This window comes from Sphingomonas aestuarii (genome assembly GCF_054457155.1).
Genome location: NZ_JBTKVV010000002.1, coordinates 164,267 through 180,841, shown reverse-complemented (window position 1 = coordinate 180,841; position 16,575 = coordinate 164,267). Strand labels below are relative to the sequence as shown.

Genomic DNA, 16,575 nt, shown 5'->3' with positions numbered 1-16,575 from the left:
GAAGTCGAGAAACGCTCACAAGCGCCCAGCTAACGTCTTTTCGACTTCGCTCGAAACAAACGATGGTCAAGCTAAGCCTTTTCCAGCGTGCATTGCAGCGGGTGGCTGTTCTGGCGGGCGAATTCGATCACCTGCGCGACCTTGGTTTCGGCGACTTCATAGGTGAAGACGCCGCACACGCCGACGCCGCGCTGGTGGACGTGGAGCATAACCTGCGTCGCCTGTTCGGCATCCATCCGAAAAAAGCGTTGAAGGACGAGCACGACGAATTCCATCGGCGTGTAATCGTCGTTGAGCAGCAGCACGCGATAGGGCGTCGGCTTCTTCGTCCTGGTACGGGTGCGCGTCGCAACGCCCGTCGACAGATCGTCGTCGCCGTCGTCGGCATGGTCGTCCGCCATCAGCGGATAAAGGGGATGTTGGGCGGTCACGGCATCAAAATATGGCAAGTCGGCCGCGCTCCGCAACCCGGAGATGTGCGATTTACCGCGAATGCGAAGATATAGGCCAGCATCCCCGTCCGTTTGTTTCAGGCGAAGGCGAGACGAACGGGGTGGGTTATTCGCAAACGAAAAAGGGCGGTCCGCTTGCGGACCGCCCTCTCCCTTGGATCGATCTTCGACGAAGCCGTCGGCTTATGCCGCGGTCTTCGCCTTTTCGACGGCGACCGCATAGCGGCTCGACATCGGCTGTGCGGCATCGCCGGCCAGCTTCATCATCGCTTCGGTGTTCTTCGAGGTCACCGCGATCATCGCGTCGAACTGCTCGCGAACGAAATCGCTCTGGAGCTTGAAGAAGTCTGCGGGCGACTTGACCGCCGACAGTTCCTTCATCGTCGCCGTCGCCTTTTCGAACGACTTGCGCGTGAAATCGGCGCTTTCCTGGCCGATCGTCTCGAAGCCCTTGGCGGCGATCTTGCTCGATTCGACGAGGGCTTCGACATTGCCCTTGGCGAACGCGTTCATCTCTTCGACGATCTTGGCGTTCTTTTCCATCTGGGCCTTGGCGCGCTCGTTGACGTCGCCGAACATTGCCTGGCTCTTGGTCATGGTTTCTTCGATGGTGGTCATGATGGGGTTATCCTTGTTCGCGGTTTTCTTGGTCGTCTTCGCGGCGGTCTCGACAGCGGCTTTCACCGGCGCGGCCACCTTGGCGGCAAGCGCCGCGGTCTTGGCGACGACCGTCTTGGCCTCGTCGCTGGCCTTGCGAACCGTGGCATCGGCGGTCTTGGCCACGGCCTCGACCGCCTTGGTCACCGGTTTGGCCGGGACAGACGCCTGTTCAGTCGCCCGTGGCGCAGCCGACACGGCGGGCTTTGGCGCGCTCGCCGCTGCCGCCGGGGCCTTCGCCACCTGCTTGTCTGCATTTGCTTTGGGTGCCGACTTGGTCGGGCCTTTGCTCGCCATCGTGCTGCTCCATTGCGTTTGTTGCAATGCAGCAAATATCAATTCGCACGGGTGATTTCAAGTATTTTTTGTGCGCTGCAACAAAGTTGAAGCCGCAGCGAATTCCGCGCGGCCGCTAACGCGTCCGCACATAGGTTCCGGGCGCATCCTCAAGTCCCTTCAGCTTGCCCTTGCCTGGCTGGCGCGCGCCCTTTGCGGCAACCTTTTTCGGCGCGCGTTCGTCGATCCACTTCGCCCAGTCGGGCCACCAGCTTCCCCTGGTTTCGGTCGCGCTCGCGACGAACTCCGCCAGCGTCTCGACCTTTCCGTCGCAGGTCCAATATTGGTATTTCTGCGCCGATGGCGGGTTGACCACGCCCGCGATATGACCCGACCCCGCCAGCACGAAGCGGTTCTCGCCGCCGAAATGATGCGTCAGTTTCCACACGCTGGCGGCGGGCGCGATGTGATCTTCCTTGCCCGCCTGGATATAGGTGGGGGTCGTGACCTTGGTCAGGTCGATCGGCGTGCCTGAAATCGCCATCGCGCCCGCCTGGACCAGCTTGTTGTCGCGGTAGAGGTCGGTCAGATAATCGAGATGCCATCCCGATGGCAGGTTGGTGACGTCCGAATTCCAGTGGAGCAGGTCGAACGGCACATAATCCTGACCGAGCAGATAATTGTTGGTGACGTAATTCCAGATCAGGTCGCGCCCGCGCAACAGGTTGAAGGTCGCGGCCATATACCGCCCGTCGAGAAACCCGTCCGCGCCCAGCGATTTGATCAGCGCCATCTGGTCGTCGTCGACGAACAGGTTGAGGTCGCCCGCATCGGCGAAATCGACCTGTGCGGTAAAAAAGGTCGCGGAGGCCACCTTGTCCGCTTCGCCGCGCGCCGCCAGCACCGCGAGCGTCGCCGCCAGCGTCGTGCCCGCCACGCAATAACCGATGGTGTGAACGGCATCCACGTCCAGCAGGTCGCGCACCGTGTCGATCACGTCGATCTGGCCGCGTTCGATGTAATCGTCCCAGCGCACGTCCTTCATCGACGCATCCGCCGATTTCCACGACACGACGAAGACGGTCAGCCCCTGCTCGACCGCCCAGCGGATGAAGCTCTTTTCGGGGTTGAGGTCGAGGATATAGAAACGGTTGATCCAGGGCGGGAAGATCAGCAGCGGCGTCTCATACACCTTGTCCGTCGTCGGGGTGTATTGGATCAACTCGTAGAGCGGCGTGCGCTTGATGACCTTGCCCGGCGTCGTCGCCATGTCGCGCCCGACCTGAAACGCATTCGGATCGGTCTGGGTCATCTGACCCTTGGCGATGTCGTTGAGCATGTTCTGGAGACCCTTGAGCAGGCTTTCGCCCTTGGTCTCGACGATCTTTTCCAGCACGACCGGGTTGGTCGCGGGAAAATTGGTCGGGCTCATCGCGTCGATAAAGCCTTGTGTCGCAAAGCGGATCTGCTCCTTTTGCCTGGGGTGGACGCCGTCCAGCCCCTCGACGCCCTTCACCAGATGATCGGCGATCAGGAAATAGCTCTGGCGCAGGAAATCGAACACCGGCTCCTCGCGCCATTGCGGCGCCTTGAAGCGCTTGTCCTTGGCGTGGGCGGGATTTTCCGCGACCGGCTCGGCATGGGCGGGGTCGAGGAAGCGCTGCCACAGCTTCATCGTGTCACCCCAGAATTCGGCCTGCGCGCGCGCGATGTTCTTGGGGTCGGCCCAGACGGGAATACCCGGCGTCGCGGGCATCGCATCGACCGTATCCAGCCCATGCTCCAGCATCATCTGCTGCGCGCGGCCCAGCACCCAGGTCCAGTGCTGAAGGTCCGCCAGATCGGGGGTCGGGCTGTCGGCATTGTTGTCGGCCATGATAATCCTCTCTCGCCCCCATCGATCCCGAACGTCATGCCAGCGTAGGCTGGCCTCTCAGGCGGTTGCAACGCGCCAGCAGTTTTTCTGCACGATACCCCAGCTTTCGCTGGGGTGACGGGTCAATTGCGTTTAGCTTAAGCCGCATTCGAAAGGATCGAAACCCGATGTCCGAAGAATTCTACCGCATGAAGCGCCTGCCCCCCTACGTCATCGCCGAGGTCAACGGCATGCGGGCAGCGGCGCGCGCGGCCGGAGAGGACATTATCGACCTGGGCATGGGCAATCCCGACCTGCCGCCGCCGCAGCACGTCATCGACAAGCTCTGCGAAGTCGCGATGAAGCCCGACGCTCACGGCTATTCGCAGTCCAAGGGGATACCCGGCCTGCGCCGCGCCCAGGCCAATTATTACGGCCGCCGCTTCGGTGTCGATGTCGATCCCGAAACCGAAGTCGTGGTGACGATGGGGTCGAAGGAGGGGCTGGCGAGCCTTGCCACCGCGATCACCGCGCCGGGCGATGTCGTGCTCGCGCCCAACCCGTCCTACCCCATCCACACCTTCGGGTTCATCATTGCCGGTGCGACGATCCGCAGCGTGCCGACCACGCCTGACGAGAATTATTTCCGCTCGCTGGACCGCGCGATGGCCTTCACCGTCCCGCGCCCCAGCATCCTGGTCGTCAACTATCCGTCGAACCCGACGGCGGAGACGGTCGATCTCGCCTTCTACGAACGGCTGGTCGCGTGGGCGAAGGAGAACCAGGTCTGGGTGATCTCCGACCTCGCCTATTCCGAACTCTATTATGACGGCAACCCGACCGTCTCGATCCTGCAAGTGCCGGGCGCAAAGGACATCGCGATCGAATTCACCTCGCTCAGCAAGACCTATTCGATGGCGGGCTGGCGGATGGGATTCGCGGTCGGCAACGCCAAGCTGATCGCGGCGATGGCGCGGGTGAAATCCTATCTCGATTACGGTGCCTTCACCCCGATCCAGGCAGCGGCGTGCGCCGCGCTCAACGGTCCGCAGGACATCGTCGAGAAGAACCGCGACCTCTATCACAGGCGCCGCGACGTGATGGTCGAGGCCTTCGGGCGCGCCGGATGGGACATCCCCCCGCCGCGCGCGAGCATGTTCGCCTGGGCACCGCTGCCGCCCGCGCTCAAGGAAATGGGCAGTCTCGAATTTTCCAAGCAACTCCTGACCGAAGCCAAGGTCGCGGTCGCGCCGGGTGTCGGTTACGGCGAGGACGGCGAAGGGTTCGTGCGCATCGCGATGGTGGAAAACGAACAGCGGCTGCGGCAGGCCGCGCGCAACATCAAGCGCTATCTGCAATCGATGGGCGTTAATGTCGGAGAGAAGAAGGCGGGGTGATGCTTGATCGGACGGCAGGTTCGGGTAACCAGCCCGGCATGACCACCCGTCCCGGCTTCGCCTTTTCCACCCGCTTCCGCGTCCGCTATGCAGAGATTGACGGGCAAAAGGTCGTCTTCAACTCGCGCTATCTCGAATATGCCGATGTTGCGGTCACCGATTTCTGGGACTGGACCGGAATAGCCGAACAGATCGGGGCGGCGTGGCGCGAGAGCGAGTTTCACGTCCGGCGCGCAGAGGTCGATTATCTGAAGCCCTTCGTCTGGGGCGACACCATCCAGGCCTTCGTGCGGATCGAGAAGATCGGCAATACCAGCCTGACCAAGCGGTTCGAGCTGTGCCATGCCGATACCGGCGCGCTGCACGCGGTCGTGATGATGACCAGCGTCAACGTGCATCTGCCGACAGGGAAGCCGACGCCGTTGCTGGCGGAGGTGCGGGCGTTTCTGGAAGGGTTGCCCAAGGGGTAATGCCTGAACCCGTTCGTTTCGAGCGAAGTCGAGAAACGCGATCCAACGCCAAGCGCACGTTTCTCGAATTCTCTCGAAACAAGCGGGGCTTTAAGGGGGGCGAATCCTATTCCGCCGCCTCGGCGCTGGCGCCGCCATACACTTCCTCCGGCAACGCCCAGATCAGTTCGCGCTTGCCCAGCACGCGGCCGTCATGCGCGGTGACCGATACCGGGCGGATCGGCTTCCTGTCGCGGGCATCGACCAGGATCGGGGTCGCTTCCTTGCCCAATTCCCAGCGTTCGCCCCATTGGCGAAGCGCGACCATCGTCGGCAGCAGCGCATAGCCCTTGTCGGTCAGGCAATATTCGACCTTGCGCCGGTCGTCGTCGCACGCGCGGCGTTCCAATATGCCGTGATCGACCAGCCGCGCGAGCCGGTTGGCGAGGATGTTGCGGGCAATCCCCAGTTCGGACTGAAACTCTTCGAAATGCTTCAACCCGTTGAAGCTGCCGCGCAGAATTAGGAACGACCAGCGCTCACCCATCGCCTCCAGCGCGGCGGGCAGGCTGCACTTGGCGGCTTCTTCGCGCAGGGATTCGCGGATCGGTTGGCGCATGACAGTTCCAAGACTAGCGGGATTTCCGAGCACCGCCAAAGGGAAAGACGTTTTCGCGGGTGCAGCACCCGTTTCTGGTTGCAACCTACACTGATGTCAACTAGACTCTGTGCCCATCGACAACCCTCCCCGGTACGGAGTTTTCCACGATGATTCGCACCCTCCCCCTCGCCGTCCTCGCCGCCGCCGCACTCGGCGCGACCGCACCCGCATCGGCCCAGACCGGCGCCTATTACGCCGCTTCCTTCGCAACTGCACCCAGCGACGCGAAATTCGTGACGCGCTCGACCATCTGGACCTGCAACGGGACCACATGCACCGCCCCCAAGGCCGGTTCGCGCGACGCGATCATGTGCGAACTCGTCGTCCGTCAGGGCGGTGCGCTGACGGCATTCACCGCAGGCGGCACCGCCTTCGACGCCGAAGCGCTGTCGAAGTGCAACAGCCGCGCGAAATAATCGCGGTCTCGGGCGGCGATCCTACCGGCCGCCCACCAAAATTATTGCAAAGCAGCAGCACCCGCCCCCATGTTGGGCGGGTGCTTCGCCAATATGAACTGGTCGATCGGGTCTTGGGCTACGATCCGAACGCCGATGAGGCGTTGCTCAACCGCGCCTATGTCTTCTCCATGCAGGCGCACGGGAGCCAGAAGCGGGCGTCGGGCGACCCCTATTTCAGCCATCCGATCGAAGTCGCCGGCATCCTGACCGACCTTCACCTCGACGACGAGACGATCGCAACCGCGATCCTGCACGACACGATCGAGGATACGGTGGCGACGCCGGAGGAAATCCTCTCCAAATTCGGGCCTTCGGTGGCGCGGTTGGTCGACGGCGTCACCAAATTGTCGAAGATCGAAGCACAGAGCGAGAGCGAGCGCGCGGCGGAAAACCTGCGCAAATTCCTGCTCGCCATGTCCGACGACATCCGCGTGCTGCTGGTGAAGCTCGCCGATCGCCTCCACAACATGCGGACGCTCCATCACATCCCCAAGCCCGAAAAACGGCGGCGGATCGCGAAGGAGACGATGGACATCTATGCCCCGCTCGCCGAGCGGATCGGGATGTACGAGTTCATGAAGGAGATGCAGACGCTCGCCTTCCAGCAGTTAGAGCCCGAAGGCTATGAGTCGATCACGCGGCGGCTCGATAGCCTGAAATCCGACGGCGGCGACCGCATCGCCAAGATTTCGTCGGGCCTTAAACTGCTGCTCGCGCGCAACGGCGTCGATGCCGAGATTTCGGGGCGCGAAAAACACCCCTATTCGATCTGGCGCAAGATGTCGGAACGCCATGTCAGCCTGGAGCAGCTGACCGACATCATGGCGTTCCGCGCGATCGTCGAAAATGAAGAACAATGCTATCAGGCCTTGGGCGCGATCCATCGCCGATGGCCGATGGTGCCGGGCCGGTTCAAGGATTATATCTCGACGCCGAAGCGCAACGGGTATCGCTCGCTCCACACCTCGGTCATCCATGCCGACAATATGCGGATCGAAATCCAGATCCGTACTGCGGAGATGCACGCCCAGGCCGAATACGGCCTCGCCGCGCACTGGGCCTACAAGCAGGACGGCGTGCGCCCCGATACTCAGGTCAGCTGGATTCGCGATCTGGTCGAGATTCTCGACAATACCGACAATCCCGACGAACTGCTCGAACACACGCGCATGGCGATGTATCAGGATCGCATCTTCGCCTTCACCCCGGCGGGCGAGCTGATCCAGCTGCCCAAGGGCGCGACCCCGATCGACTTCGCCTATGCCGTCCACACCGACCTGGGCGACCAGTCGGTGGGCGCCAAGGTCAATGGCCGCGTGGTGCCGCTGCGCACCGAGATCGAGAATGGCGATCAGGTGCAGATCCTGCGGTCAAAAGCGCAGCATCCCCAGCCAAACTGGCTGAACTTCGCGATCACGGGCAAGGCGCGGGCCGCGATCCGCCGCCATGTCCGCCACCGCGAGCGCGACGAATCGGTGGCGCTGGGGCGCAAGCTCTATGACGAGATCGTCAGTCGCCTGCCGGTCGCGGTCGGCGAGGATGCGCTGAAAGGCGCACTCAAGCGACTGAAGCTGCCCGACGCGCCCACGCTGATGGAGGCGATCGCCAAGCGCGCGCTGACCGATGCCGAGGTGATGGAAGCGGTGATGCCCGGATCGACCGAGGGAATCGAGGCGGCGGCACCGTCCCAGCGCCAGGCGATCTCGATCAAGGGCCTCACCCCCGGCATGGCGTTCCAGCTGTGCGAAGCGTGCCGTCCGGTGCCGGGCGACCGCATCGTCGGCCTGCGCCGAGCAGGCGAGGCGATCGAGGTCCACGACATCAATTGCTCGCGCCTTACCGACAGCGACGATTCGGACTGGATCGACGTCAGCTGGGGCGACGACGCAAAGGGCGGAATCGCGCGGATCGCCGTCACGCTGAAGAACGAGCCGGGGTCGCTGGGCGCGGTCGCGACGATCATGGGCCAGCACAAGGCGAACATCATCGGCCTCAGGCTCGACAACCGCGACACCACGTTCCACACCAACCTGATCGACATCGACGTGCGCGACGTGTCGCATCTGATGAAATTACTGTCGGCGCTCCGGGCCGCCGATGCGGTCAGCGCGGCGGAACGCGACGGCTCGACTCATTGACATCGCTGTAAGCAGACCGCATCTTTGTGCAATGCCGCACGACCATAATCTGACGATTGAACCGAACGACATCGACCATATGGGTCATGTCAACAATGCGGTGTATTTGTCCTGGGTGCAGGAAGCGGTCGTCGCCTATTGGGAAAAGATCGCGCCCAAGGAGGATGTCGCCCGGCACCTCTGGGTCGCGTTGAAGCACGAAATCACCTATCGCCGCCCCGCCTTTCTCGACGACGATGTGATCGCGACCGTGATCGCGGAACGGGTGGAAGGCGCGCGTGCCTTCTTCACCACCATCGTCAAGCGCGGCGAGGAAGTGCTGGCCGAGGTGGAATCGAGCTGGTGCGCGCTCGACGCCACCACTCGCCGCCCGATCCGCGTGGCCAAGGAAATCGCCGCGCGCTTCATCCCACAGCCGACACCGCTTCAGCCTTAGCACCGCATTAACCATCGACCGCTAAGCGGAATGCGTGATTTACGCAATTCGCCCGGCCTGGTTGCTGCTGACCGCTCAGCTCTTGCTGGCGACGGCCGACGTCGGCTGGGTTACGCTCCGCCCGCCGGTCGAAGGCGCAATGCTGATGATCCCGTTGACGCGCGAAGCGCGAGCCGCGCTGCCGCAAAGCGTGATCGATCGCGGCGGGCAATTGCTTCGCATGGGGGCGTTCCCCGGTTCGTTCGTGGTTCATGGCCGCCGCGACGCGCTCGCCCGGCCGGACATGATGCTGATCGCCGCCGACACCGCGAGTTGCGGCCCCCTCGAAAAGGATGCGCGATGACGCCTCGGATCGACATATTGGACGCGCTGCGCCTGCAGGGCATTCGCGCGCTGGCCGTGGGCGGCTGGATCGTCACGCTGTGGCTGGCGGCGATGGGCTGGATGCTGGGGCGCGGCGATACCGCGCTGGTGCTCGCCATCGCGATTGTCGCCAATATCGCGCCGACGCTGATGGCGGTGCAGGGGCGCCGCGACAGGCCCGCGCGCCTCATCACGGGGACGCTGGCCGCGATCCACCCTGCACTCGCCGTCTATCTGCTCGGCGGCCATATGTGGCAGATGGACGCGCATATGTATTTCTTCGTCGCGCTCGCGGGGCTTGCGATATTGTGCGACTGGCGCCCGATCCTGCTGGCAAGCGGCCTGATCGCGGCTCATCATCTGTTGCTCGGCTTTCTCGCGCCCGACTGGGTGTTTTCCGGCGGCGGCTCGTTCGGACGCACGGTGGTCCATGCGGTCGCGGTCGTGCTCCAGTTCGGCATCCTCGCCTGGCTCGTCACCCGGCTGCGCACCCTCACCCTCGCGCAGAGCGAACAGCAGGACCGGCTCGAATCGCTGATGGCAGAGGCCGACGCCCGCCGCCGCGACGCCGAATCCTCCGCCCAGGCCGCACGCGCCGCCGAAGCGCGCGCGCATGACGAACAGGCCCGCCGCGAAGCGATCGAACGCGAAAGCGAAGCCGGACGTCGCGCCGAATGGACGACGCTTGCCGATACGCTGCAATCCTCGGTCGCCGATGTCGTCGCCGCGATCCGCCAATCGAGCGAAAGCCTGGACCAGTCGTCGGGCGCACTGGGACAGTTGGCTCGCAAGGCCAGCCGCGACACCGCCGATACCGCCGCCGCCGCCACCCAGTCGTCCACCGGGGCGGAGGCTTTGGCGGGCAATCTCCATGATTTCACCGCCACGATCGGCACCATCGTCGAACGCATCGAACGTCAGGCGACCCTCAGCGCCGATGCGCGCGCGGCCTCGCGCTCGGGCCATGAAGCCGTCCAGGCGCTCAGCGCGCGCACCGATTCGATCGCGCGCTTTGCAGAGACGATCCACGCCATCGCGACGCGCACCAACCTGCTCGCGCTCAACGCCACGATCGAGGCGGCGCGCGCAGGCGAAACCGGTCGCGGCTTCGCGGTCGTCGCGCATGAGGTGAAACTGCTCGCCAATCAGGCGGCGCAGGCATCGGGCGAAATCCAGACGCTGTCGTCCACCGTGCGCGGCGGCGCGGATATCGCCGACGGCGCGCTGGGCGACATGGCGACCTCGATCGCCGAACTGTCGGAAACCGCCGCGGCGCTGCGCGTCTCGGTCGATCAGCAGCGCCAGACTGCCGCATCGATCGAATCGACCGCCGCCGACACCGCGCTGGGCGCGACCTTCATGGCGCAGCAGAGCCGCGCGGTCGCCGATGTCGCCATGCAGACTGAGCGATTGTCGGATGCCGTCGCCACCGACGCCCAGAGCCTCGCGCAATCGGCGGAGAAACTTGCCGCCGCCACCGACGCCTTCATCGCCCGTCTGCGCGCGGCTTAGACAGCTTTTGAGCAACGCCCCCGTCCCCGTTCGTTTCGAGCGAAGTCAAGAAACGTGAACCTGCCGCACGCAAGCGTTTCTCGACTTCGCTCGAAACGAACGGTGTTTTGGGTTTACCGCGACCAACGACACGAATATTCGCACCCCTAGGCGACCGCCCCGCGCTGCGCTATTTGCCGCGCCCATGAACCGCCCCGCGCTCTCTATCGTCGTCCCCTGCTATAACGAGGAAGCCTGCCTCGAACTGCTGCACCAGCGGCTGTCCGGCGCGGCGCGCGCGGCGGTGGGTGACGATTACGAGATCGTCCTCGTCAATGACGGGTCGAAGGACGGCAGCTGGCCGGTGATGCAGCGCCTGTCCGCCGCCGATCCGAAGCTGGTCGCGATCAACCTGTCGCGCAATCACGGGCACCAGCTGGCGCTGACCGCCGGGCTCGATCTGTGCGCGGGCGAGCAGATCCTGATCATCGACGCCGACCTGCAAGACCCGCCCGAACTCTTGTCCGACATGCGCGCGACGATGGCGGCGCAGGACGCCGATGTCGTCTATGCCGTCCGCCGCAAGCGCGAGGGCGAGACGTTCTTCAAGAAACTGACGGCGGCCGCTTTCTACCGCGTGCTCGACCGGGTCACCGATACCCCGATCCCGATCGACACCGGCGATTTTCGGCTGATGAGCCGTCGCGCGCTCGATGCGTTGCTCAGCTTGCCCGAACAGGCGCGCTTCATTCGCGGAATGGTCGCCTGGGTGGGCTTCCGCCAGGTGCCGTTCGTCTATGACCGCGCCGAGCGCCATGCGGGTGAGAGCAAATACCCGCTGGGCAAGATGATCCGTTTCGCGCTCGATGCCGTCACCGGATTTTCGACAGCGCCCTTGCGTTGGGCCAGCCATCTGGGGCTGATCCTGACCGGGGTGGCGATGCTGCTGTTCCTTTATATCGGTTTCGCCTGGCTGTCGGGCAGCGCGATCCAGGGCTGGACCTCGACGATGCTGGTCGTCGTGTTCCTGGGCGCGGCGCAGATGTTCGTGCTGGGGATGATCGGCGAATATCTCGGGCGGCTCTACGTCGAATCGAAACGCCGCCCGCTCTATCTGGTCGCCGATGTCGCGGGACCGGTACAGGGCAAAGCGACCTTGGGGTATAAGGCGGAGATTGCGGAGGCGGTAACGCTTGCGCCGAAGCGACCGCCGTCCGCTGGCAGTGACGCACCATCCCCCCCGTTCGTTTCGAGCGAAGTCGAGAAACGCGACTGAAGCACCCAGACCGCGTTTCTCGACTTCGAACCAAAGGTTCGAAGTTTATCCTGAGCGCCTGCCTTGGCAGGCAGTCGAAGGGCTCGAAACGAACGGGGTTTCAGGGATCGGTTCGCGGCACCGCTATTTCCGCGCCAGCGTCAGGATCGACAACCCCGGCGTCAGCGGGACGCGCCCGACCAGGTGCCGTTCGACGCGAAACACCGTCTCGAACACCGTATTGAGCAATTTGGGCGGCGGCGAATCGTCGCTGTCGTCCTTGCCGGTCAGCTTGCCCGCCAGCCGCGCGGCCACCGCGGCGGGGAACAGCAGCGAGTTGAACCAGCTCAACCCGTTATGCCGGAGCCCGGCCTTTCGGATCGCCGCGTCCAGCGTCGCTTTCGAATAGCGGCGCTTGTGATGGTTCACCACGTCATGCGCCGACCACATCCATTGATGCGCAGGGACCGCGATCAGGATACAGCCGCCGGGCTTCAGGCATTCGGCCATCGCCTTGAGCGCCGCCACGTCATCCTCGATATGTTCGACCACATCGAGCACCGCGACCATGTCGTACGCCCCGCGCTCGACCCCCGTCAGCGCGGGAAGCGGTGCCGCGCCGACCGGCTTGCCCAGCCGTTCGCTGGCGATTTCGCGCGCGGCTTCGTCGATCTCGATCGCGTCCACGTCGCCGAACCGCGCCAGCATCGGCAGGTTATGCCCGGTGCCGCAGCCGATTTCGAGGATGCGGGCGCTCGCGGGCAGCTTCGCCTCGCGCGCGATATAGTCGGCCAGGATGTCGCGGCGCGCGCGATACCACCAATGATGGCTGTCATGCGCGGCCATCCGGTCATAGACGATCCGGTCCATCAGCGTTTGGCCATCTTATCGGAACACCCATTGGCGGTTGAGCACGAACGTCACCAGCGGCACGATCAGCAAGCCCGGGATCAGCGGCACCCAGGCCGGTTGCGCGAGCAGATCGGTGACGATCCAGGTGATCGCCGCGTGCAATCCAAGCCCCACGCCCTGCACCAGCACGAACTTGGCTTTCTGCCCCGGCCCGCTGTGACGCGTCCCGTGGCCTTTGAAGCTCCAGCCGCTGTGGAGAAAGTAACCGGCGGTCACCGCGGCAGCAAAGGCGATCGGCACCGCAAGCACGGCCTGTTCGCGCGGAAACAACAGCAGGGCGAGCGGCAGATAGACGGCGGAATAGATCAGCGTCGCGATCCCGCCGGCCACACCGAAGCGGATCAACTGCCCCAGCACCGGATGGCGGCGCCATGCGCCCAGGTTTCGCAAAATCGCCGTCACACTTGCCTTGCCCAATGCCTTGCCGCCGCCCTAATGCGCGGGGGCAGCAGAGGAAAGCGATTTTGACCGGCGACACCCGATCCCCCACGACGCTAGAGGACCGGCTGGACCGGCACTGGGTGCGCTATGCGCTGCTGGCGTGCGCCGTGATGGCCGCGTGGTTCGTGTGGCAGCGCTGGGGCGCGATTCAGTGGCTGGCGCTGGGCGATACCGACGACAATCTGCGGCTGGCGCAGGTCCGTGCGTGGCTGGGCGGTCAGGGCTGGTACGATCTGCGCCAATATCGCCTCAGCCCTCCGCAAGGGTTCAACATCCACTGGTCGCGCATCCCCGACCTGCCGATCGCGGGGCTGATCCTGCTGACCGAACCGTTCGTCGGGCGCGCGATGGCGGAGCGGATCGCGGTCGGGGCCGCGCCGCTGATCCCGCTGGTCGTCGCGCTGATGGCGCTGGCCTTTACCGTCAGGAAGCTGGTGGCGGGCGCGGCCTGGCCGATCGCCTTCATCTTCTTCACCGGCTGCACCGCGACGCTGTTGATGTTCATGCCGCTGCGCATCGATCATCACAACTGGCAACTCGCCTGCCTTAGCTTGACGCTGGCGGGCCTGGCCGATCCGCGCAAGGCGCGCGGCGGCGCGATCATCGGCATGTCGAGCGCGTTCAGCCTGTCGATCGGTCTGGAAATGCTGCCCTATTGCGTGATGGCGGGGGCGATCATCGGATTGCGCTGGGTGATCGACCGCGACGAGGCGCGGCGGTTGCAGGTCTATGCGCTCAGCCTGGTCGGCGGCTGCACGCTTGGTTTCGCGGCGTTCGCGTCGAACGACAACTGGGCGATGCGCTGCGACGCGCTGACCCCGATCTGGCTGGCGGCGATGGTCGCGGCGGGGGGCGCATTGTTCGTCGCCGCCCGGATCGATCCCGGTAACCGCTGGGTGCGGCTGGGCCTGCTGGGGCTGGCGGGTGGCGTCATCGGTGGCGGGTTCGCGCTCCTTTTCCCGCACTGCCTGTCGCGGCCCGAAGGCGTGTCGGACGAACTGATGGCGAGCTGGCTGAACAATGTGCGCGAGGCCAAGCCGATCTACCAACATCCCTGGCGCGCCATCGTGCCGCTGGCGGTCATTCCGGTCATCGGCATGATCGGCGCGGGGCTCGCGCTCTGGCGTGCCAGGACGCATGATCGAATCGTCGGCTGGATCGCGGTTGCGCTGTTCGGTGCCTTCGCCTTCCTGATGCTGTTCTGGCAGGTGCGCGCCGGGCCTGCCGCGCAGTTGCTGGCGTTGCCGGGGGCGACGGCGCTGGCCTGGATGGCGCTGGCGCTGCTATTCGACCACCCCAGACGCTGGGTCCGCATCGGCTCAGGCGCGGCGATCGTGCTGACGGTCGCCGGGCTGTTCGTCAGCTACATCATTCGCCAGCTAAACGTCGATCCGCCGTCGAAAACGATGCAGATGGTCAGCCGCGCCAATCGCCAATGCGCGATGCTGTCATCGATGCGCCTGCTCGACCGCGCACTGCCGCCGACCACCTTGTTCACCCATGTCGATCTTGGCCCGCGGCTCGTCGCCACCACCCATCATTCGGCGATTGCGGGGCCGTATCACCGCAACGGCGATTCGATCCTGGCCGTGCACAACGCGTTCAAGGGTTCGCCCGAGACGTTTCTGGCGAACGCGCGACAATATGGCGCGACTCACCTGCTGACCTGTCCGATGATGGCGGAAACCACCGTCTATCGCGCCCGCGCGCCGGGCGGTTTCTACGACCGGATGGCCAAGGGCGAGACGTTCCCGTTCCTCGTCCCCGTCGAATTGCCGCGCCGCTCGCCCTACCGGCTGTGGCGGATCGATTACGACGCCGCGCCGAAACTGCCCACGAGCCCGTCCACCACGAACTGAACCGACAGCGCGGCGAGAAGCACACCGAGGAGGCGGGTAATCACCGCTTCGATCTTGGCGCCCAACACCCGCATCATCGGGCCAGCCGCGATCAGCGCGATCAGCGTCAGGATCAGCACGGTCGCGGCCGCGCCGCCGATTACCAGCCGCTCCTCGACCGAGGGGTTCTGCGACCAGAGCAGCATGATCGCGGCGATCGACCCCGGCCCGGCGATCATCGGCATGGCCATCGGAAAGATCGACACATCCTCGATCTCGTCATCGTCCAGCACCTTTTGCGCGCGCTCCTCGCGGCGCTGGGTGCGTTTTTCGAACACCATTTCGAGTGCGATCAGGAACAGCATGATCCCGCCAGCAATGCGGAATGAATCGAGGCTGATCCCCAGCGCGCGCAGCAATTGCTGGCCGAACAGCGCGAAAATGACGAGGATCGCGGTCGCGACCAGCACGGCGCGGATCGCCATCACGCGGCGGTGCGCGGCACTCGCCCCCTTGGTCAGCCCCGCATAGATCGGCGCGCAGCCCGGCGGGTCGATGACGACGAACAGCGTCAGGAATGCAGAGAGAAACAGCTCGATCATAACGCCCCCTCGTCGAACGCGATCCCCTCCCGCCGATGCGCCGCAACCAGCGTGTTGCGCAGCAGGCAGGCGATGGTCATCGGCCCGACGCCGCCCGGCACCGGCGTGATCGCGCCCGCAACCGAGGCAGCACCGTCGAAATCGACATCGCCGACCAGCCGTCCGTCGACCCGGTTGATGCCGACGTCGATTACGGTCGCGCCCGGCTTGATCCATTCACCACGCACGAAATTGGCGCGGCCCACCGCGGCGATGACGATATCGGCGCGCACGACATGGCTCGACAGGTCGCGGGTGCGCGAATGGGCGATGGTGACGGTGCAGTTGGCCGCGGTCAGCAGCGCCGCCATCGGCTTGCCGACGATGTTCGATCGCCCGATCACCACCGCGTCCAGCCCCGACAGATCGCCCAGGCGGTCCTTTAGCAGCATCAGGCAGCCGAGCGGCGTGCAGGGCACGAAACCGGGCAAGCCCGTCGCCAGACGTCCGGCATTGACCGGGTGGAACCCGTCGACGTCCTTGTCGGGATCGATCGCGCGCAGCACCTGCGTCTCATCGAGATGCTTCGGCAGCGGCAACTGGACGAGGATGCCGTCGACGGTCGCGTCGGCGTTCAGTTGCTCGACAAGGGCGATCAGCGCATCCTGGCCGATATCGGCGGGCAGGCGGTGCTCGATGCTCTCCATCCCCGCCGCGACCGTCGCCTTGCCTTTCGAACGGACATAGACCGATGATGCCGGGTCTTCGCCGACCAGCACCACCGCGAGGCCCGCCTTGCGCCCGCTTTGCGCGGCGAAGTCGGCGGCGGCGGTGGCGATGCGACCGCGCACGGCCTCGGCGAATGCCTTGCCGTCGATGATGTCAGCGCTCATGCCTGCCCCTTATGCGTTGCGC

The 16,575-nt window shown here is 64.8% G+C and carries 17 protein-coding genes; 9 read left to right on the top strand and 8 right to left on the bottom strand.

Annotation, left to right across the window (positions count from 1 at the left end):
* Positions 1 to 71: 71 nt before the first annotated feature.
* The 3 genes from clpS to ACX0GZ_RS04090 form a co-directional block, all read right to left on the bottom strand.
* Positions 72 to 401 carry an ATP-dependent Clp protease adapter ClpS gene (gene clpS, locus ACX0GZ_RS04100; RefSeq protein ID WP_458814322.1) on the bottom strand — a complete coding sequence of 110 codons (330 nt, stop codon included), beginning with the start codon at positions 399 to 401 and terminating at the stop codon, positions 72 to 74.
* Positions 402 to 635: 234 nt separating this feature from the next.
* Complete coding sequence (locus ACX0GZ_RS04095) at positions 636 to 1,406, bottom strand: phasin family protein (RefSeq protein WP_458813649.1); 771 nt, start codon at positions 1,404 to 1,406, stop codon at positions 636 to 638.
* Between the two features lie 115 nt (positions 1,407 to 1,521).
* A complete protein-coding gene (locus ACX0GZ_RS04090) occupies positions 1,522 to 3,261 on the bottom strand; it encodes a PHA/PHB synthase family protein (RefSeq protein ID WP_458813647.1) in 1,740 nt (579 codons plus the stop codon).
* Positions 3,262 to 3,428: 167 nt separating this feature from the next.
* On the opposite strand from ACX0GZ_RS04090, the gene ACX0GZ_RS04085 reads away from it, so the two are divergent.
* Positions 3,429 to 4,637, top strand: coding sequence for an LL-diaminopimelate aminotransferase (locus ACX0GZ_RS04085; protein WP_458813645.1), 1,209 nt, complete (start codon positions 3,429 to 3,431; stop codon positions 4,635 to 4,637).
* A gap of 38 nt (positions 4,638 to 4,675) precedes the next feature.
* On the top strand, positions 4,676 to 5,107 hold the full coding sequence (locus ACX0GZ_RS04080; RefSeq protein WP_458813643.1) for an acyl-CoA thioesterase: 432 nt from the start codon (positions 4,676 to 4,678) through the stop codon (positions 5,105 to 5,107).
* 106 nt (positions 5,108 to 5,213) lie between these two features.
* Here ACX0GZ_RS04080 and ACX0GZ_RS04075 read toward each other — a convergent pair whose 3' ends face one another.
* Positions 5,214 to 5,705 carry a winged helix-turn-helix transcriptional regulator gene (locus tag ACX0GZ_RS04075; RefSeq protein WP_458813641.1) on the bottom strand — a complete coding sequence of 164 codons (492 nt, stop codon included), beginning with the start codon at positions 5,703 to 5,705 and terminating at the stop codon, positions 5,214 to 5,216.
* Between the two features lie 149 nt (positions 5,706 to 5,854).
* Here ACX0GZ_RS04075 and ACX0GZ_RS04070 point away from each other — a divergent pair, with 149 nt between their 5' ends.
* The 6 genes from ACX0GZ_RS04070 (at position 5,855) to ACX0GZ_RS04045 (ending at position 11,909) form a co-directional block, all read left to right on the top strand.
* Positions 5,855 to 6,163: a CC_3452 family protein gene (locus ACX0GZ_RS04070; RefSeq protein WP_458813639.1), complete on the top strand. Its 309-nt coding sequence runs from the start codon at positions 5,855 to 5,857 to the stop codon at positions 6,161 to 6,163.
* Between the two features lie 80 nt (positions 6,164 to 6,243).
* The gene (locus ACX0GZ_RS04065) at positions 6,244 to 8,343 is read left to right on the top strand and encodes a RelA/SpoT family protein (protein ID WP_458813637.1); all 2,100 of its coding nucleotides are present in this window, start codon (positions 6,244 to 6,246) and stop codon (positions 8,341 to 8,343) included.
* Positions 8,344 to 8,374: 31 nt separating this feature from the next.
* Entirely contained in the window at positions 8,375 to 8,779 is a 405-nt protein-coding gene (locus tag ACX0GZ_RS04060; RefSeq protein ID WP_458813635.1) for an acyl-CoA thioesterase, read from the top strand.
* Positions 8,780 to 8,813: 34 nt separating this feature from the next.
* Positions 8,814 to 9,122 (top strand): hypothetical protein, encoded by a 309-nt coding sequence (locus tag ACX0GZ_RS04055; RefSeq protein WP_458813633.1) that lies wholly within the window; start codon positions 8,814 to 8,816, stop codon positions 9,120 to 9,122.
* A complete protein-coding gene (locus ACX0GZ_RS04050; RefSeq protein ID WP_458813631.1) occupies positions 9,119 to 10,654 on the top strand; it encodes a methyl-accepting chemotaxis protein in 1,536 nt (511 codons plus the stop codon). The genes ACX0GZ_RS04055 and ACX0GZ_RS04050 overlap by 4 nt, the downstream gene beginning before the upstream one ends.
* Before the next feature lie 184 nt (positions 10,655 to 10,838).
* Entirely contained in the window at positions 10,839 to 11,909 is a 1,071-nt protein-coding gene (locus tag ACX0GZ_RS04045; RefSeq protein ID WP_458813629.1) for a glycosyltransferase family 2 protein, read from the top strand.
* Positions 11,910 to 12,032: 123 nt separating this feature from the next.
* Here ACX0GZ_RS04045 and ACX0GZ_RS04040 read toward each other — a convergent pair whose 3' ends face one another.
* Positions 12,033 to 12,758, bottom strand: a complete 726-nt coding sequence (locus tag ACX0GZ_RS04040; protein ID WP_458813627.1) for a class I SAM-dependent methyltransferase — start codon at positions 12,756 to 12,758, stop codon at positions 12,033 to 12,035.
* 15 nt (positions 12,759 to 12,773) lie between these two features.
* Positions 12,774 to 13,202 (bottom strand): GtrA family protein, encoded by a 429-nt coding sequence (locus tag ACX0GZ_RS04035; RefSeq protein WP_458813625.1) that lies wholly within the window; start codon positions 13,200 to 13,202, stop codon positions 12,774 to 12,776.
* A gap of 62 nt (positions 13,203 to 13,264) precedes the next feature.
* Here ACX0GZ_RS04035 and ACX0GZ_RS04030 point away from each other — a divergent pair, with 62 nt between their 5' ends.
* Positions 13,265 to 15,100 carry an AcrB/AcrD/AcrF family protein gene (locus ACX0GZ_RS04030; protein WP_458813623.1) on the top strand — a complete coding sequence of 612 codons (1,836 nt, stop codon included), beginning with the start codon at positions 13,265 to 13,267 and terminating at the stop codon, positions 15,098 to 15,100.
* On the opposite strand, the gene ACX0GZ_RS04025 is transcribed toward ACX0GZ_RS04030, so the two are convergent.
* The gene (locus ACX0GZ_RS04025) at positions 15,052 to 15,681 is read right to left on the bottom strand and encodes a MarC family protein (RefSeq protein WP_458813621.1); all 630 of its coding nucleotides are present in this window, start codon (positions 15,679 to 15,681) and stop codon (positions 15,052 to 15,054) included. The two genes, ACX0GZ_RS04030 and ACX0GZ_RS04025, sit on opposite strands and share 49 nt — an antisense overlap.
* Complete coding sequence (folD, locus tag ACX0GZ_RS04020) at positions 15,678 to 16,553, bottom strand: bifunctional methylenetetrahydrofolate dehydrogenase/methenyltetrahydrofolate cyclohydrolase FolD (RefSeq protein WP_458813619.1); 876 nt, start codon at positions 16,551 to 16,553, stop codon at positions 15,678 to 15,680. The genes ACX0GZ_RS04025 and folD overlap by 4 nt, the downstream gene beginning before the upstream one ends.
* Positions 16,554 to 16,575: the final 22 nt, after the last annotated feature.

What these genes read in the sequence shown, in the direction of transcription:
- clpS (WP_458814322.1), bottom strand. Translation starts at nt 401, where the DNA reads ATGGCGGACGACCATGCCGACGACGGCGACGACGATCTGTCGACGGGC.
- ACX0GZ_RS04095 (WP_458813649.1), bottom strand. Translation starts at nt 1,406, where the DNA reads ATGGCGAGCAAAGGCCCGACCAAGTCGGCACCCAAAGCAAATGCAGAC.
- ACX0GZ_RS04090 (WP_458813647.1), bottom strand. Translation starts at nt 3,261, where the DNA reads ATGGCCGACAACAATGCCGACAGCCCGACCCCCGATCTGGCGGACCTT.
- ACX0GZ_RS04085 (WP_458813645.1), top strand. Translation starts at nt 3,429, where the DNA reads ATGTCCGAAGAATTCTACCGCATGAAGCGCCTGCCCCCCTACGTCATC.
- ACX0GZ_RS04080 (WP_458813643.1), top strand. Translation starts at nt 4,676, where the DNA reads ATGACCACCCGTCCCGGCTTCGCCTTTTCCACCCGCTTCCGCGTCCGC.
- ACX0GZ_RS04075 (WP_458813641.1), bottom strand. Translation starts at nt 5,705, where the DNA reads ATGCGCCAACCGATCCGCGAATCCCTGCGCGAAGAAGCCGCCAAGTGC.
- ACX0GZ_RS04070 (WP_458813639.1), top strand. Translation starts at nt 5,855, where the DNA reads ATGATTCGCACCCTCCCCCTCGCCGTCCTCGCCGCCGCCGCACTCGGC.
- ACX0GZ_RS04060 (WP_458813635.1), top strand. Translation starts at nt 8,375, where the DNA reads ATGCCGCACGACCATAATCTGACGATTGAACCGAACGACATCGACCAT.
- ACX0GZ_RS04050 (WP_458813631.1), top strand. Translation starts at nt 9,119, where the DNA reads ATGACGCCTCGGATCGACATATTGGACGCGCTGCGCCTGCAGGGCATT.
- ACX0GZ_RS04045 (WP_458813629.1), top strand. Translation starts at nt 10,839, where the DNA reads ATGAACCGCCCCGCGCTCTCTATCGTCGTCCCCTGCTATAACGAGGAA.
- ACX0GZ_RS04040 (WP_458813627.1), bottom strand. Translation starts at nt 12,758, where the DNA reads ATGGACCGGATCGTCTATGACCGGATGGCCGCGCATGACAGCCATCAT.
- ACX0GZ_RS04025 (WP_458813621.1), bottom strand. Translation starts at nt 15,681, where the DNA reads ATGATCGAGCTGTTTCTCTCTGCATTCCTGACGCTGTTCGTCGTCATC.
- folD (WP_458813619.1), bottom strand. Translation starts at nt 16,553, where the DNA reads ATGAGCGCTGACATCATCGACGGCAAGGCATTCGCCGAGGCCGTGCGC.